This window comes from Sphingomonas ginsenosidimutans (genome assembly GCF_002374835.1).
Taxonomy (GTDB): domain Bacteria; phylum Pseudomonadota; class Alphaproteobacteria; order Sphingomonadales; family Sphingomonadaceae; genus Sphingomonas; species Sphingomonas ginsenosidimutans.
Genome location: NZ_NWVD01000003.1, coordinates 225701 through 243198, shown reverse-complemented (window position 1 = coordinate 243198; position 17498 = coordinate 225701). Strand labels below are relative to the sequence as shown.

Genomic DNA, 17498 nt, shown 5'->3' with positions numbered 1-17498 from the left:
CCGGCAGCAGACGAACCGGGGTATCATGAACCGCATCGCTTCCCGCCGCGCCGCCGGCACCGACCGGCCGCAGGGCTGACGCCATGGCCGCACCGATCTTCTTCGATCCGACCGGCCGGCGCAGCCGCAGGTCGAAGCGTGTCCTGGCCGCGCTGCTGGCCATCGTCGTGCTGGCGGCGGTGCTGTTCGCGACCACGCTGCTGTCGATGTCGCCGCGCCGCGACATCGCGCTGCCGTTGCCGCAACCGCGCGCCGCCGCCGCGCGCGGCGCGGTGAAGCCGCACGGTCTGGCGCGCTGGCTGCCGCTGCGCGCGGCGAAGGATCCGCACACCCCGCTCAGCATCGGTTTCTACGTCCCCGGCGACGACACCAGCATCGCCTCGCTGCGCCGGCACGTCGGCTCGCTCGACTGGGTCGTGCCTGCGCTGATCAGCGTCAGCGGCCCGCGCCACCAGGTCTCGGTCGAGGAGGACGCCCCGTTCGACCGGATGATCGCCGCCATGCCGCGCCCGCCCAAGGTGCTGCCGATGGTGCAGAATTTCGGGGCGTCCGAATGGGACGGCGCAAGCGCCGCGGCGCTGCTGCGCGATCCTACGCAGCGCAACGATTTCGCGCGCAAGCTGGCGCTGATGGTCAAGCAGCGCCGCCAGGGCGGCGTGGTGATGGATTTCGAATCGCTGCCCGAAGGCGCGATGCGCGATTATCTGGCGTTCCTGCGCACGCTGAAGACCGCGCTGCCCGCGGGCACCGAACTGGCGGTCACCGTCCCCGCCGAGGATGAGGCATGGCCGCTGGCCGCGTTCGGGCAGGTCGCCGACCGCGTGATCTTCATGGCCTATGACCAGCATTGGGAGGGCGGCACCCCCGGCCCGATCGCCGCGCAGGACTGGTTCGTGACGCAGGTGGAGGCCGCGCTGCGCGTGATCCCGCGCGACAAACTGGTCGTGGCGCTGGGCAGCTACGCCTATGACTGGCACGGCGACGATACCGACGCGCTGTCGATCGAGGAAGCGTGGCTGGCCGCGCACGACAGCCAGGCGCCGATCACCTTCGATCCGGGCAGCGGCAACCCCACCTTCGCCTATGAGGAGGACGGCCAGCATCACGCGATATGGATGATGGACGCGGCGACCAGCTGGAACCAGCTGCGCGCGCTCAAGAAACTGGGGATCGACGATGTCGCGCTGTGGCGGCTGGGCAGCGAGGATCCCGGCTTCTGGGCGGACCTGACCGCGTTCCGCACCGGCGGCACGCCGGACCTGCGCCACATCGCCTCGCTGCTCAATACCGACGTGTCGGGCACCGGCGAGATCCTGCGCATCACCGCCACGCCCACCGACGGGCAGCGCGTGCTGACCGCCGATGCCGACGGGATCGTGCGCGACGAACGCTACGTCACCTTGCCCACCCCCTATGTCGTCCAGCGCACGGGCGGCGCCAATCCCAAACTGCTGGCGCTGACGTTCGACGACGGGCCGGACGCAACCTGGACGCCGCGCATCCTGGACGTGCTGGAGCGCGCGCACGTGCCGGGCACCTTCTTCGTCATCGGCGGCAACGCGCTGCAGCACCCCGCGCTGCTCAACCGCATCATCGCGGGCGGCGGTGAGATCGGGAACCACAGCTACACCCATCCCAATATGGCGACGCTGGGCCCCAACGAGACGATGCTGGAGCTGAACGCGACGCAGCGGTTGGTGCAGGCCTATACCGAGCGCGAGATGCGGTTGTTCCGCGCGCCCTATTTCGGTGACGCGGAACCGACCACCGCCGACGAACTGGGGCCGGCGCTGGCCGCGCAGCAGGCGGGCTATACCGTCGTCGGGCTGCACGTCGATCCCAACGACTGGCAGCGCCCCGGCGCCGATTCGATCTACCAGCAGGTGATCGACCAGGTCCATGCCGGCACCGCCGAGAATTCCGCCAACATCATCCTGCTGCACGACGGCGGCGGCGACCGGTCGGAAACGGTGGCGGCGCTGCCGCGGATCATCGCGACGCTGCGCGCGGAGGGCTACAGGTTCGTCCCCGCCTCCGGGCTGATCGGCGTCACCCCGGCGCAGGCGATGCCGCCGGTCCCCGACCACGATCTGTGGGCGGTGCGCACCGACGTCGCGGTGTTCGTCGCGCTGGCGGCGATCACCGCGACGGTATCGTGGCTGTTCTACCTGGCGATCTCGCTGGGCATCGCGCGCGCGGTGATGATGGCGGGGCTGGCGTGGATCCAGGCGCGCCGCAAGCGCGCCGAGCCGCCGGCCTATACGCCCAGCGTGTCGGTGATCATCCCCGCCTTCAACGAGGAGCGGGTGATCGTCGCCTCGGTCACGCGGGTATTGGCCAGCGACTATCCGGCGTTGCAGGTGATCGTCGCCGACGACGGATCGAGCGATGCCACCAGCGAGCTCGTCGCCGCCGCGTTCGACGGCGATCCGCGTGTCGAATTGCTGACGCTGGCCAACGGCGGCAAGGCGGCGGCGCTCAACCGCGCGCTGCAGCAGGCGCGCGGCGACGTCGTCATCGCGCTGGACGCCGATACGCAGTTCGAACCCGCCACGATCCGCCGGCTGGCACGATGGTTCGCCGACCCGCGGATCGGCGCGGTGGCGGGCGATGCCCGCGTCGGCAACCGCGTGAACCTGGTCACCCGCTGGCAGGCGATCGAATATATCACCGCGCAGAACCTGGAACGCCGCGCGCTGGCCGGCTTCGATGCGATGACGGTGGTGCCCGGCGCGGTCGGCGCATGGCGGCGCGCGGCGCTGGACGAGGTCGGCGGCTATCCCGAGGATACGCTGGCCGAGGATCAGGACATGACGATCGCGATCCAGCGCGCGGGCTGGCGTGTCACCTACGATCCGGCGGCGGTCGCCTGGACCGAGGCGCCGGAAAGCTTCCGCGCGCTCGCCCGGCAGCGGTTCCGCTGGGCGTTCGGGACGCTGCAATGCCTGTGGAAGCATCGCGCGGTGCTGTGGCGGCGCAAGCCGTCGGGGCTGGCGCTGGTCGGGATGCCGCAGGCGTGGCTGTTCCAGATCCTGTTCGCGGCGATCTCCCCGCTGATCGACCTGGCGCTGATCCTGTCGATCGTCGGCACGTCGATGCGCGTCGCGCAGCATGGCTGGGCGCAGACCGCCGGCGACGTCGGCACGATGGGCCTCTACTGGGCGGCGTTCACCACGATCGACGTGCTGTGCGGGTGGCTGGCGTACCGGCTGGACGGCAAGAAGCTGCGCTACCCCGCCCATCTGCTGGTCGCGCAGCGGCTGGTCTATCGCCAGATCATGTACGGGGTGGTCATCCGTGCGATTTCCGCGGCGGTGCGCGGGCGGATCGTCGGCTGGGGCAAGCTGGAGCGGTCGGGCCGCGTCGACGGCGGCCCCACCCCCGCAGGCCCGGCCGCAAGCCATTGACCGTGCGCCATTGATCGCCGGGCCGGGTTGCGGCATGGCGAACGGAATGGTTCCCGTTCCGTTCGCCGACCTCTCCTTTGCGGGGCATGCCTGGCACGCCTTGCCCGACGGCGCGCTGTTCTGGCCGGCGCGGCGCGCGTTGCTGGTCGCCGACCTCCATCTGGAAAAGGCCAGCTGGTTCGGGGCGCGCGGGCAGATGCTGCCCCCGTATGATTCGATCGCGACGCTGACCGCGCTCGACGCGCTGGTCCGCGCGACCGATGCGGCGGAGGTGTGGTGCCTGGGCGACAGTTTTCACGACAGCGCCGGGTGCGACCGGCTGCCCGCCGCCGCGCGCGCGCTGCTGACCGCGATGACCGCGCGGACGCGCTGGACATGGATCGCCGGCAACCATGACCGCGCGATCGCCGACCGCTGCGGCGGGGCGGTGACGGACGAGGCGTGGGTGGACGGCGTGCTGCTGCGCCACGAAGCCGACCCGGCCGACCCGCGCCCCGAACTGTCGGGGCATTTCCACCCCAAGCTGCGTGTGCGCGTGCGCGGCAAGCTGGTGTCGCGGCGCTGCTTCGTGGCGACGGCGCACAAGCTGATTTTCCCCGCCTTCGGCGCGCTGACCGGGGGGCTGGACGTCACCCACCCCGAAATCCTGCGCGCCACCGGCGGCATCGCGGAGGCGCTGATCCCGATCGACAACCGCCTGCTGCGCTTCCCGCTGGCGGCTTAGCGATGACTTAACCATCACGGGTCTAGCCCAGCTTCCAACCGACAGGGGGGTAGGCGATGCAGGGACTGGCACAAGAGGGCGGACGGCCGGACACGGTGGACGGCGCCGCGCCCTCGATCGAGTTCACGATCCTGATCCCGTGCCTCAACGAAGCCGAGACGATTGCGACCTGCGTCCGCAAGGCGGTTGGCTATTTCGAACGTGCCGGCATCGCGGGCGAGGTGCTGGTGTCCGACAACGGCAGTACCGACGGGTCGATCGCGATCGCGCAGGCGGCGGGCGCGCGCGTCGTTCATGCGCCGATCGCGGGCTATGGCGGGGCATTGGGCTGCGGCATCCACGCCGCGCGCGGGCGCTACGTCATCATGGGCGATGCCGACGACAGCTACGACTTCAGCGACCTTTCCGCCTTTGTCGCGGCATTGCGCGATGGCGGACAGCTGGTGATGGGCAACCGGTTCAAGGGCGGCATCCTGCCCGGCGCGATGCCGTTGCTGCATCGCTATCTCGGCAATCCCGTGCTGTCGGCGATCGGGCGGCTGTTCTTCCGCATCCCGGTCGGCGATTTTCACTGCGGGCTGCGCGGGTTCGATCGCCAGTCGATCATCGACCTCGACCTGCGCACGACAGGCATGGAATTCGCCAGCGAGATGGTCGTGTCCGCCTCGCTCGCGCATCTCGACATCCGCGAGGTGCCGACGGTGCTGGCCAAGGACGGGCGCAGCCGCCCGCCGCACCTGCGCACCTGGCGCGACGGCTGGCGGCACCTGCGCTTCCTGATGCTGCATTCGCCGCGCTGGTCGTTCGGCTATCCGGGCGCGGTGCTGATGATCGCCGGGATGGCGCTGGTCGCCGCGCTGCTGCCGGGGCAATTGTCGCTGTGGGACGGCGTCTCGCTCGACATCCGCGCCTTCCTGGTCGGCTGCATGGCGATCGTGGTCGGGGTGCAGGCGATCGTGCACGGCGTGATCGCACGCCGCTTTGCCGCGATGCACCAGTTGTTGCCGGCGCACCGCCGCGCGCAACATCTGCTCGACGCGGTCAGCATGGAACGCATCCTCCAGGCCGCCGCGGTGCTGCTGGCGGCCGGTGTCGGCGGGATCGCCTATGCCACGGGCGTGTGGGCCGATGCGCATTTCGGCGCGATCGCCGACGGTAAGCTTTTGCGCATCATGCTGCTGTCGATGAGCGCGATCGTCGTCGCGGTGCAGCTGGGGCTGTCGGGCTTCCTTCTGGGCGTGCTCGACCTTCGCCCCGGCAGCGTGCGTGCGCAGCAGGCGCGGCTGCGCGCCGCCTTTCCGGTAGAGTGAGGCGATGACGCGCGCCGCGCACCTGATCGTCACCGGCGGCACCGGCTATATCGGCGCCGCGCTGGTCGCACGCGCGCTGCGCGAGGGCAGGACGGTAACGCTGCTTGGTCGTCGCCCCGGCCCGGTCGGCACGCACCATGTCACCTGGGCGCTCGGCGATCGCTTTCCGGCGCACATCCCCGGGCAGCAGGCCGCGCTCGTCCACCTCGCACACGACTGGCAGGCCAGCGGGCAGGACAGCATCGCCGCCACCGCGCGGCTGTTCGATGGTGCCCGCACGGCCGGCATCGCCACCCGCGTCTTCATCTCCTCGCAAAGCGCGCGCGAGCACGCGCTCAACCGCTACGGCCGCCTCAAATGGGCGACCGAACAGCGGATCGGCGATGCCACCAGCCTGCGCGTCGGGCTGGTCTATGGCGGCACGCTGACCGCGATGTACGGCCTGCTCGCGAAGCTGGCGACTCTGCCGCTGCTACCGATGATCGAGCCGCACCGCACGGTCCAGCCGATCCACCTCGACGAGGTGGTCGACGGCATCCTTGCCGCAGCAGACGGGCAGGCGGGGGGCGTGCGCGCGCTCGCGGGGCCGCAGCAGGTGGCCTTCGGCGACGTGCTGCGCTTGCTGGCACGCCAGTATCGCGGGCGGCGACTGCCGATCATCCCGGTTCCGCTGTCGCTGGCACTGTTCGCCTGCGACATGACCGCGCGCCTGCCGCTGATCCCCACCGTCGATCGCGAGCGCGTATTGGGGCTGGCGGGGACCGAACCGATCGACAGCGCCGCCGATCTTGCCGCGCTGGGCGTTGCCGTCCGTCCGATGGGGGAACGGCTGGCGCGCGAGCCGGCGGGCCGCCGCGCGTTGTTGGCAGAGGGACGCGCCTTCCTGCGTCACGCCGGGATCGCACCCACGCCGGCGCTGCTGCGCCGTTACGCGCGCGCCTGGCCGGAGGGGGCGATCGCGCGCCCACGACTGCCGCTGCGCTGGTGCGAGCCGCTGGGCAGCGACACACCGCTCGGCCGCCGGCTGCGTGTCGCTGCGCGCATCGCGGAGGCGAGCGCGCCCGGCGAGGCGGCGCTCGCCGCCGGCTCGCGCATCGCCCGGCTCGCCAGACTGGCCGCGCATGGGGCGTATGACGCACTGTGTCTGCCGCTACGCCTCGTCCTGGGGCGCGCATGACCAGCGTGTCGGACGCCGACGTCATCATCGTCGGCAGCGGTCCCGCCGGGGTCAGCGCCGCGTGGCCACTGGTGGAAGCCGGCGTGCGCGTCCTGATGCTCGACGCGGCGGACACGGAATTGCCCGCCAGCCCCACGCACGCGACGCTGGCGCAATGGCGCGCCGACCCGCACCGCTGGCAGGCGGAAATCGGCCGTGACGGCGCGCTGGCCGACAGCGCGATGTCGCCCAAGTTCGCCACCCCGCTCGCCCGCGCGACGCTGGCCGGGTTCGATACCGCCGCGGGTCTGTCGACGCGGGACTATGTTGCGATCGGCGCGCTCGCCGCGGGCGGGCTGTCGCGGATCTGGGGTGCGCTCGCCGCCCGCTACGGTGCCGAGGACCTCGCCGCCTTCCCTGCTGACCTCGGCCCCCATTACGACCGCGTCGCACGTCGCATCGGTGTCAGCGGCGGCGATCGGCCTGACCCCGCCGCACTGACGCCGCCCGCCGCACGGTTCGCAGCACGCCACATGGCGCGCAGAGACGGCGGATTCGATCTTCGCGCTGCCCCCAATGCGGTGCTGGTCGGCGAGGAGCGCGAAGGGCGCGGCGCCTGCACCGCCTGCGGCCTGTGCCTGCACGGGTGCGCGCGCGGCAGCATCTATCATGCCGCAACCGAACTGCCCGCGCTGCGTCGCTTCCGCCATTTCACCTATCGCAGCGGCATGCGCGTCGAACGACTGGCGAGCGATGCGGGAATGAACGTCGTGGAGGCACGCGCCGGCGCGCAATCGCTGCGGTTCGCCGCGCCGATCGTGGTGCTGGCGGCGGGTACGCTGATGACGACCAGCCTGGCCGTGCGCCGGATGGGGCTGGCGGGGCGGCCTTTGCGGCTGGAAAGCAATCCGGTCGGCGGGATCGCCTTCCTGATGCCGCACCTGATCGGCCGTGCGCTGCCCGATCGTTCGTTCGGTCTGGGACAATTGTTCTACACGCTGGCGACCGACGCGGGCGTCGAGGCGGCAGGCGTCTTCTATGGCGCGGATACGCTGCCGCTCGCCGCGATCGCGGATCGCCTGCCCTTCACCCGCGCGACCGCGCTGCGCGCCGCCCGCGCGCTGGCGCCTGCGCTGCTGCTGGCAACCGGCTACCTGCCCGGGCGCTTCAGCGACAATGTGCTGACGATCGAGGAGGATGGCGCCGCCGGCCGGATGACGATCCGCGGCCACCAGACCGATACGGCGACAGGCCTGCTGCGCGCCAGCTTCGCGCAACTGACACGCCACGCCCGGCGCCGCGGCGCATTCGGGGTGCCGGGGTCGCTGCAACTGCTTCCCCCCGGAGCCGATGCGCATCCCGCGGCAACGCTGCCGATGGGCGGTATCGGCCCCGCAGCGACCGATAACATGGGGGCGCTCACCAACGTGCCGGGCGTCTTCGTAGCGGACGGCGCGGCACTGCCCTTCCTTTCAGCGCGCCACCCGACCCTGACGATCATGGCCAATGCCGATCGCATCGCCGGAGCACTGGCCCGCCGCCTCTGCTCGACACCAGAGCTCCGGCGGGCAGGCTAGCCCATGATTCCGCGCTTCGGCCGCGCCGATGTCCTCGCCGTCCTGCTTTTCCTGCTGGTCAGCGTACATTATGCCGTCGCCTCCATCACGCTTGCCGCAAGCGCCCCGCTGTGGATGGACGAGGTGCTGGCGGTACGCACCGCGCGGCTGACCGATCCGGCGGCGATCTGGCATGCATTGGTGCACGGCGCCGAGTTTTCCCCGCCCCTTTACGACATGCTGCTGGGGTGGCTGCATGCACTGGGGGTCGACACGCCGATTGGCTGGCGCCTTCCGTCGATCGTGGCGGGCTATGCCGCCGCGATCGCGCTCGGTTCGATCGCATGGCGACGATATGGACGGGTGCCTGCAGCGCTGGCGGCCGGGATAGTGCTGTCTTCGGGCCTGTTCGCCTATGCGGTACAGGCGCGCCCCTATGCACTGCTGATCGCCGTCTTCGCGCTGGCGCTGGCGATACGCGAACGGCCCGCCGGCGCGCAGCCGTCACCCAGGCGCTGCGCGCTTCTGGCGCTGTTGCTGGTGGTGATGGTGGCGCTGCATTTCTACGCGTTGCTGCTGGTCGCGGTGCTGGTCGCGATCGAGCTGGCGGAACGCCGACCGCCATCGCGGGGCGTGCTGGCCGCGAGCGCCGTCGCGGCGGCTTCGATCGCCGCCTGGTTGCCGATCCTGGTCGCGGCACATCACTACAGCGGCGCCGATACGGGGGCACCCGGCTATTACGCGCGCCCGACGCTGGATGCGTTGCTGTCGAGCTACGCACTGACGCTCGGCTGGCCTGCCCTGTTGCTGTTGGGCTTGCTGATCATCGTCGCGCTGCGCCGCGCGCGGGCGCTGCCGGTGCCCGTTCCCGCGTTGGGCCTGTTGGCGGTGCCGCTGGTCGTGTTCGCCTTCGCATTGCTGGTCAGCCACAGCTTCACCGACCGCTATGTCGTATCTGCCGCGCTGGGGGCTGGATTGCTCGCCGCCTGGCTGGTCGCGCGACTCGACGAAAACGGCAGGGCGATAGGCCTCGTGGCGTTGGCGCTGCTCGTCCCGGGCAATGACGCGGGGCGTTGGGGCGGGGAGATCGCCAAGCGCGACCGGCTCGACGCGCTCGATGCGGTCGCGCGCGTACCGGGCAACGCCCCCATCGTCACCGGCAGCGGACTGCGCTTCCTGGAAATGGCGGAGAATGCGCGCCCCGAGATCGCGCGCCGCCTTGTCTATCTCGACACGCCGGACATTCCCTCGCCCGATCCCACCAACCGGAACCAGGTGCTGCGCTGGGCTGCGATCGATCCGCGTGTGCGCGTCGCGCAGGCGCGTGCCTTCACCTGCGCGCACCCCGCATTGTGGCTGTTCGCGCAACCGGGACCGGGAGGCGCGGACACACTGCCTGACTGGTTCGCGCGTCGCTTCGACATGCCTGATCCACCGGCACGCCGCGCAACGGTGAGGCCCCTGCGCATGCCGTACTGCCGCGGACAGTATCGATAGAATAGCCGGTGATATCGTCGTCGCCGATCGCCCGCCTGCGCACATGCCCGATCCCCCGCCGGCGGGACCGGCTGCGGATCGGCATCTCGTCATATACGACGTTCACCGATGACGGGACATTGCCGGGCGATCAGAAATCCGCTTCGTACCCCGCCACTGCCTCGAGCGACGGGCCGGTCGGGCGGCGGGGAAGGCAAGGGGGAACGACAATGCAGGGTCCTACCACCGATCACAGCGCCGCCGACTGGCGTGCGCCCGACTGGCTGACTCCGCGCCGCGCTTGGTGGGCGGGGGCAGGCGTCTATGCGCTGCTGTGCGTCCTGGCCTATGTCGTCGTGCGGCCCCCGACGCTCCTGTACATTACCGACTATTGGGAACATCGCGCGATCGTGGCGGAGGTGATCCGCCACGGCCTGCATCCGCTCGACCCGATCTATGCCGAAGGGGCTTCCTCGCGGCAGTTCACGCCATGGACGTTCCTGCTCGCCTATGTCGCGCGCTGGACCGGTTGGGGCGTCGACACCGCGATGATGCTGGGGGCGCTGTTGGTGTCGGCGCTGTTTCTGGCGGGCATTCACGCCTTCGCCCGCGCCTATTACGCGCACCGTTGGGCACCCGCCGTTCTGCTGGCCACCGTGACCTGCGCCTGGGGCGTGCCGCCGCTGATCTGGACGGGTTTTCATCCGCTACGCTCGCAACTGCACGGCAATTACTATCCGGCGGAGTTGGTGTTCGCGCTAACCTTTCTGGGATGGGCCGCTGTGGTGAGGCTGCTGCGTGCCCGACAGCGCGGCGTCGCCGCCGGGGCGCTGGCGCTGGCGCTGGTGGCACTGGTAGCGATCGCGATCGTCACGCATCCTCTCAACGCCCTGTTCCTGCTGGCCGGCGCGACGGCTCTGGCGGTGTTCGATCCGGGGATAGCAATCGCGCGGCGCGGCATGGTGCTTGCGTTGCTGACGACAGGGATCGCCGTCAGCACGCTTTGGCCGTGGTTCAACCCACTGGATCTGGCCGGGCCGGGGACGGTCCGCGGACAGGCGACGTTCAACGATTTCCCCTTCTTTTACAATCCGCTGTTCGTCATCGCGATGCTGTGGCCCGCGATGGCGGCATTGCTGGTCCTGCCGGGGCAACTGCGTGCGGCGCGCACGCGCGTGCCGGCGCTGGCGTTCCTGGCGATCTTCGCCGGCTATCTCGCCGGCGCGGCCGCCGACCTGTCGGTCGCGCACCGCTTCCTCGATTATATCGCGCTGGCGCTGCAGATGATGCTGACGTGGCTGATACTGGATCTGATCGATCAGCGCCCGCCGGCGGCGCCGCTCGATGCGCTGTCGCCGACATCGTGGCGGGTCGCGCGCTGGATCGCCGGGCTGCTGATCGCCGCGCATCTAATGCTGGGTGTCCAGCAGGTGATCCAGCCGTGGGCGCTGGCGGGACCGCCCCAGCCGCTGCGCCCTATCCTAGACGAGGGACCCCGGGTCCATGCCGCGCTGCCGCCAGGCGCACGGGTGATCGGGTGGGACAGCGCAGCGCTGGTGATGCCGGCGTTCGGGACGACGGTAGCTGCGTTTCCGAGACCGATGCCGCTCAGCCCGACCGACGCCGCGCGCCAGGCCGACGTCCGTCGCTTCTTCGACTATCGCCTCCCGGACTGCGATCGCCGCGCGATTGCCGCCCGCTGGGGCGCCACCCACGCCGTTTGGCTGGTACATGAGGTGGGACCGCGGATCCAGCGCAGGCTCGCCGCGTGGGGACCGGTCGCGACACCCGTCGGCCGCTGGCGCGTCGTCGCGATTCCGGGACCGTGCGTCGGCGCCTCCTCGACGCGGTAAGCCGTCCGCGCAGCGGACCCGGGGGGCTATCCAGTCGACCGGTCCGGTGTACCGCTTGATCCTGGGCGCGTCCCCGCCGTCGCGGAACATGATGCAGGGACCGTATTGGTGCGATGTCGATATCTCGGCATGTCCACCGCGTCGTCACCCCGACAATGCCCACGGATCGAGCGGGGCGGCGCGGATCCAGCGGGTGGCGAGCCATTTAGTGCCGGCCAGCACCGGTTGCCCGGCGTGGCGGCTGAGCGGGTCGGGGCGATCATCGGGCAGCGTGTTGCGGAACAGCAGCGCGTCGCCGGGCACCGGTACGACGGAGAGGCCGGGTGCGGGAAAGTGCGTGTCGCCGCCGCGATATCCGGCGTTGAGATAGAGCAGCATCGTCATCACGCGCTGGTTCGCGGCACCCGCCATCGTATCGAGATGCGGACGATATTGCTGCCCCGGGCGGTAGCGCAGCACCGTCAGCGGCTCGCCCGCGGCGATATCTGTGCCGCTGGCCGCCGCGATCCGCGCGTTGATCGCGCGGACCACCATGTCCTCGTTCGCGGGGCCGATCGCGGCATCGTCGGCGGTGCGTACCGGATGCGTGACCCAGCGCCCGCTCGCCGGGTCGATCACCCGCGCGGGCGCCAGCATCGGCGCCGCCACGCCCGCAACATGCGCGCATTCGGCCGCCGACAGGAAGCCGCGGAACCGCACCACCCGCGGCGCATCGCATAGCAGCTCGCCGACCGGCGCACGCACCGGCCGCCCCGCCGCGTCGATCGTCATCGCATCGACCAGCGCCAGCTGCGCCGCCGCGACCGGATCGCCAGCCGCCGCGACGCGCAGCAGCGCCAGCGCCCCGCGCCAGTCGGGCGCGGCGGCGCCACTGCCATTCGCGGTCAGCGCCACCTGCATCAACGCGGCGTCGACATGCCCGATCGCGGCGGCGCGGGCGAGCAGGGCGCGCGCCACGGTCAGGTCACGCGGCAGCGGCGTGCCGACGAGCCGCCACACCGCCAGCTGCATCAGCGCATCGGCATCCCCTGCCGCACCGGCATGTTCGAGGACCGCGGCGGCGGCAGTCGCATCGCCAGTCTCGGCCAGGCTGCGCGCCCGTTCGGCGGCGGATCGGGACGGGGTCAACGGCGGTCTCCCGGAACGGGGGCGGCACGGGCCCGTGCCTCACGACGAAAGGGGCCGGCGCGTTCCCGCTCCGGCCCCCCCAATGTCGGTATCCGGCGCGCGGATTCAGAAGCGCGCGCGGAGCCCGGCGTAGAAGAACCGGCCACGGTTGTCGTAGATGCCCGAGCCTTCGCCCACGCCCGTCAGCCCATAGGGCGGATCGACGTCGCCGATGTTGGTGACCCCGCCGTAGAAGTTGAACCGGTCGGTCATCTCCAGGTCGAAACGCACGTCATTGTACGTCACCGCCGGATATTTGGCGATTTCCGCATAATCGGGGTTCTGCGGCGGCTCGCCGTTGACACCGTTATAATCCTCGAACGTATTCAGGTACATGCCGCCGATCCAGCGCAGCGTGTGCCCGATCGTGAAACGCCCAAACTTCAGGTCGGTGTTGATGTTGAACTGGTCCTGCGGATAGCTCAGTTCGTTGAGCAGCACGTTGCGGTAATCGGGGCGCGCCGGGTCGGTGTAATCGTCGCGCTGGAACACGTGGCTCCACACGCCCTTCAGATTGGCGCGCACCACGCCGAAATCGTGGTTGTAGCCGACCTGCGTATCGAGGCCCCGCGCCTTCAGCCGCGCATAATTCTGCGGCAGGTCCTGGTACGTCCCCTCAAGGATCTGGAACGGGATCTCGCCGTTCGGTCCGCCGTCCGCGCCCGCCCGCTGGAACAGCGCGCAGAACTGGTTGTCGAGCGTGGGCGAATCGTAACAGGCGTTGAGCGCCTGCTGCACCGCGGGCGAGGTGATGACGTTGTTGACGGTGATGTCGTAATAATCGACCGACACCGCCAGCCCGGGGATGAAGCTGGGCTGGAACACCCCGCCCAGCGTCAGCGCATTGGATTCCTCGGCGCGCAGGTTGGCATTGCCGCCGCTCTGGATCTCCAGCGAGGCGGTGTAGACATAGTCATAGCCGTCCGGGCGGCCGGCCGCGGCGCAATTGGCGGCGCGGGTCGCCGATCCGGTGTTGATGTTGCGCGTCGAGCACGGATCGTTGGGCGCCGGGGTGTAATTCTGCCCCAGTGGCGCGAACTGTTCGCCCAGGTACGGCGCACGCACCGACCGCGAATAGCCGCCGCGCAGCATCAGGTCGCTGACCGGGCGCCAGGTGGCGTTGCCGTTCCACGCCCAGACGGTGCCGGTCGATCCCTTGTAATCGGCGACGCGCGCCGCGCCGGTCAGCGTCAGTTCCTTGATGAGGAACACGTCCTTGATGAGCGGGACGGACACCTCGCCATAGGCTTCCTTCACTTCGAACGCGGGCGCGCGGAAGCTGGGAATGGCGTTGTAGAAGGCGTAGCCCGCCTGCGTCAGCGGATCGAGATTGTAGCTCAGCGTCTCGCGACGATATTCGGCGCCGACCGCGAAGCCGACCGGCCCGCCGGGCAGCGAGAAGAGCTGGCTCAGATCGCCCGACACGAACGCGCTGCCGACGAACTGCGTCGCCTTGCCGTCGGCGGTGGTCGGCGTGACCAGATAGGCGCGCGCCGCATCGCTGGCGGAACCCTGGCCGAACGGATTGAGCGGCACGCACGCCGCGACGTCCGCCGCCAGCTGCGCCGGATTGCCGCCGACGTCTTCGCCGGCATAGGCCGGGTTCACCTGCGACCGGCAGACGATCTGCCCGGCCGCGTTGCGGGTCGTGTCCAGCGCCAGCAGGTACCGCTGGGTGTTCACGTTGCCGGTGATGACGCTGTTTTCCTTGTGCTGGCCGTAGTTGGCCGACACTTCGTAATGCCAGTCGTCGTTGAAATCGCCGCGCACGCCCACGACCGCGCGATACGTCTCGCGCGTCAGCTGCTCGTCCCGGGTGCCCAGGTCGAGCCAGTTGCGCCGCAGCGAGAAGCGATAGGTGCCCGCCGCGACTTGCGCCAGCGCCGCAGCCTGATTGGCGGCGGCATTAGCACCGGTGAACGCCGCGCCGGTGTTGGGATTGACGCCCGAGTTGATCGACGCGGCCAGCTGCGCGGCGATCGTCGCGCGCGCCGCATCCCCCAGATACGGATTGTCGAGACGGATACCCTCACGATTGACGAAGCCCAGCCCGCCGTTCGAATAGGACCGGTCGGTCAGCCCGTCGATCGCGGTGAAATCGCCCAGCGTCTGCCCCTGCGAGAAGAACGGCCCGCTCTGCGATCCGAACGCCTCGGTGCGCACGTACTTGGCCTCGAAGAACGGGACGAACCCGCGCGACACCTCGAAATGGCCCAGCGCGTTGACGACGTAGCGCTTCACGTCCGGCGACAGGACCAGCAGATTGCCCTCGCGCCCGGTCTGGCCGTTGCCGCCGAGGAAGCTGCCGTTGGGGCCGATGCCGACGCGCTGGCCGGTCTGCGCCGCCAGCGACCCGTCGGGCTGGAACAGATAGGCGCAGGTGAAGGCCGAATTGGCCGAACCGACCGGATCGCGCCCGCACGGCGCCGCCGCCGACGAATAGCGGAAGCCCAGCTGCCCGCCGGGCGAGAGGGTGGTCGAACGGATGTCGCGGAAGAACCGCCGGTCGGGCGTGTCGTCGGACGAGCTGGTCGTGTCGGTGTCGACGACGACGAAGCCGTTGTTCTGGCGCAGGTTCGGCCGGCCGGAGGCGTAATAATCCTCCTGATGCGCGAATTCGGCGTTGATCGCGATGTTGCCACGTCCGTCGGCGAAATTCTTGCCCGCGACGATCGAGACATATTGGTTGCCGGCATCGCCATATTTGCTGACGCCGTTCTGGCCGTGGAGCTCCAGCCCCTCGTAGCTGTCCTTCAGCACGAAGTTGACGACGCCCGCGATGGCGTCGGAACCGTAGACCGAGGACACGCCGCCGGTGACGACGTCGATCCGCTCGATCAGGTCGGTCGGCATGGTGTTGAGGTCGACGGCATTGCCGTTGTTGATGATGTCCGCGGTGACGTGACGGCGGCCGTTGACCAGCGTCAGCGTGCGGGCCCGGCCAAGGCCGCGAAGATCGGGCAGGTTCAGGCCGCGCACACCCAGCCCGGAAGTCGAATTCTGCGAGCCGAGCGAGGCGCGGAACTGCGGCAGCTGGTTCAGCGTGTCGCCGACCGACACACGGCCGGTCTCGAAGATTTCCTGCGATCCCAGCGAGGTGATCGGGATCGGCGAATCGTCGTTGGGGCGACGGATGCGCGATCCGGTGACGACGATCTCGCCGCCCGGCGCCTCGTCCTGCACGTCCTGCTGCTGGCCGGCGGGCGCGGTGACGTCGTCCTGCGCGACCGGTGCGGTCGCCTGCGCCATCGCGACGCCCGGACACGCCGCGACGATCGCCCCCGCCAGCGCGGTGGCGGCCAGATACTGGTGCAATTTCATGATGCTGACCCTCTGTTTCTTTATGGGTCGCATGAGAAACCGATGACGATGCCGTGACAAGTCCGTCAACGACGCTGCCGTAGATTTTTACAAGAACGTGACAAACTGGTCACACGTGATACGTGTTGCTACGATGGATTAGGTGCGGTGCGGCGTTGATTATGGTCGCGATCCCCGATCTACCGTCCAACCGCTTCCATCGCGGCATCCCTCCGGCTTGCGCCGATCGTTCCCTTCGTGCACCGCATCGGCCGGAACCAGCCCCAGCGAGAACGTCCTTGTGAAGCGTGCATTTGATGTGGTTGTCGCGAGCGTCGCGCTTGTCGTGCTGAGCCCCGTCCTGCTCGTGGTGGCGGTGCTGATCCGACGCAAGCTGGGCAGCCCGGTGTTCTTCAGCCAGGTGCGCCCCGGGCGCGGCGGTCGGCCGTTCCGCATGGTGAAGTTCCGCACGATGCGCGACGCCATCGATCGCGACGGACAACCGCTTCCCGACGCGGCGCGGTTGACGGCGTTTGGTGCCAAGCTGCGCGCAACCAGCCTCGACGAATTGCCCGAACTGTGGAACGTTGTGCGTGGGGACATGAGCTTGGTCGGCCCACGCCCGCTGCTGATGCAGTATCTGCCACTCTACTCCGCCGAGCAGGCGCGACGCCATGCGGTCCGCCCGGGCGTGACCGGCTGGGCGCAGGTCAACGGGCGCAACGCAATCAGCTGGTCGCAGAAATTCGCGCTGGACGTATGGTACGTCGACAATCGCAGTTTCGCCCTCGACCTGCGTATTCTGTGGCTAACGGTGCGCAAGGTGCTGGTCCGCGATGGCATCTCCGCCGATGGCGAAGCGACCATGCCGCCCTTTTCCGGCGCCCCCGATCAATAGGGAGACAGACATGCGTTGCATCGGCATCTACGGCTCGAGCGGATTCGGGCGCGAGGTCATGCCCATTGTGCGTGCCCAATATGCAGCGCAGGGCGTCGACATCGTGTTCGTCGACGACGGGACCGCGGACGGCGAGAGCATCCTCGACTTCGCCAGCTTCACTGCCTTGCCGCATGACGAGAAGCTGGTCTCGATCACGATCGCCAACTCTGCCGTCCGAGAGAAGCTGGCGGCGCGCTGTATCGAGGCAGGTTTCGGCTTCACGAACGTGTGCGCGGCGAACGCGCTGGTGTACGACGATGTGGATATCGGCGAGGGTGCGATACTGTGCGGTTTCACGCACCTGACCTCGACGATCCGCATCGGGCGGCACTTTCACGCCAACATCTACTCCTATGTCGCGCACGATTGCGTGATCGGCGATTTCGTGACCTTCGCGCCCGGTGTGATGTGCAACGGCAATGTGCATATCGACGACCACGCGTATATCGGCACAGGCGCGATCCTGAAGCAGGGAACACCGGACAAACCGTTGCGCATCGGCCGCGGCGCCGTGGTCGGCATGGGCGCGGTCGTGACGAAGGACGTGGCACCCGGGGAAACGGTGATCGGAAACCCCGCCCGGCCAATGGCGCCGCGGGGGTAAGCGTC

At 69.6% G+C, this 17498-nt stretch carries 11 protein-coding genes; 9 read left to right on the top strand and 2 right to left on the bottom strand.

The window, feature by feature from the left end; translation table 11 throughout:
• Positions 1-83 precede the first annotated feature (83 nt).
• From COA17_RS09540 to COA17_RS09510, 7 genes are all read left to right on the top strand, one after another.
• On the top strand, positions 84-3407 hold the full coding sequence (locus COA17_RS09540; protein ID WP_096611979.1) for a trifunctional glycoside hydrolase family 18/polysaccharide deacetylase/glycosyltransferase family 2 protein: 3324 nt from the start codon (positions 84-86) through the stop codon (positions 3405-3407).
• Between the two features lie 46 nt (positions 3408-3453).
• Positions 3454-4131, top strand: coding sequence for a ligase-associated DNA damage response endonuclease PdeM (pdeM, locus tag COA17_RS09535; RefSeq protein ID WP_096612252.1), 678 nt, complete (start codon positions 3454-3456; stop codon positions 4129-4131).
• A 56-nt stretch (positions 4132-4187) separates the two neighbouring features.
• On the top strand, positions 4188-5441 hold the full coding sequence (locus COA17_RS09530) for a glycosyltransferase family 2 protein (RefSeq protein ID WP_096611977.1): 1254 nt from the start codon (positions 4188-4190) through the stop codon (positions 5439-5441).
• Positions 5442-5445: 4 nt separating this feature from the next.
• Positions 5446-6618, top strand: coding sequence for an NAD-dependent epimerase/dehydratase family protein (locus COA17_RS09525; RefSeq protein WP_096611975.1), 1173 nt, complete (start codon positions 5446-5448; stop codon positions 6616-6618).
• The gene (locus COA17_RS09520) at positions 6615-8174 is read left to right on the top strand and encodes a GMC oxidoreductase (protein ID WP_096611973.1); all 1560 of its coding nucleotides are present in this window, start codon (positions 6615-6617) and stop codon (positions 8172-8174) included. The genes COA17_RS09525 and COA17_RS09520 overlap by 4 nt, the downstream gene beginning before the upstream one ends.
• Before the next feature lie 3 nt (positions 8175-8177).
• The gene (locus COA17_RS09515) at positions 8178-9650 is read left to right on the top strand and encodes a glycosyltransferase family 39 protein (RefSeq protein ID WP_096611971.1); all 1473 of its coding nucleotides are present in this window, start codon (positions 8178-8180) and stop codon (positions 9648-9650) included.
• A 209-nt stretch (positions 9651-9859) separates the two neighbouring features.
• Positions 9860-11482 (top strand): hypothetical protein, encoded by a 1623-nt coding sequence (locus tag COA17_RS09510; protein ID WP_096611969.1) that lies wholly within the window; start codon positions 9860-9862, stop codon positions 11480-11482.
• Positions 11483-11626: 144 nt separating this feature from the next.
• Here the strand turns inward: COA17_RS09510 and COA17_RS09505 are convergent, their stop codons facing one another.
• The gene (locus COA17_RS09505) at positions 11627-12610 is read right to left on the bottom strand and encodes a 2OG-Fe(II) oxygenase (protein ID WP_245857607.1); all 984 of its coding nucleotides are present in this window, start codon (positions 12608-12610) and stop codon (positions 11627-11629) included.
• Between the two features lie 105 nt (positions 12611-12715).
• Complete coding sequence (locus COA17_RS09500) at positions 12716-15970, bottom strand: TonB-dependent receptor domain-containing protein (protein WP_096611967.1); 3255 nt, start codon at positions 15968-15970, stop codon at positions 12716-12718.
• Positions 15971-16250: 280 nt separating this feature from the next.
• On the opposite strand from COA17_RS09500, the gene COA17_RS09495 reads away from it, so the two are divergent.
• Together COA17_RS09495 and COA17_RS09490 are read left to right on the top strand one after the other, a co-directional pair.
• The gene (locus tag COA17_RS09495; RefSeq protein ID WP_096611965.1) at positions 16251-16847 is read left to right on the top strand and encodes a sugar transferase; all 597 of its coding nucleotides are present in this window, start codon (positions 16251-16253) and stop codon (positions 16845-16847) included.
• Between the two features lie 10 nt (positions 16848-16857).
• The gene (locus COA17_RS09490; RefSeq protein WP_096611963.1) at positions 16858-17493 is read left to right on the top strand and encodes an acetyltransferase; all 636 of its coding nucleotides are present in this window, start codon (positions 16858-16860) and stop codon (positions 17491-17493) included.
• Positions 17494-17498: the final 5 nt, after the last annotated feature.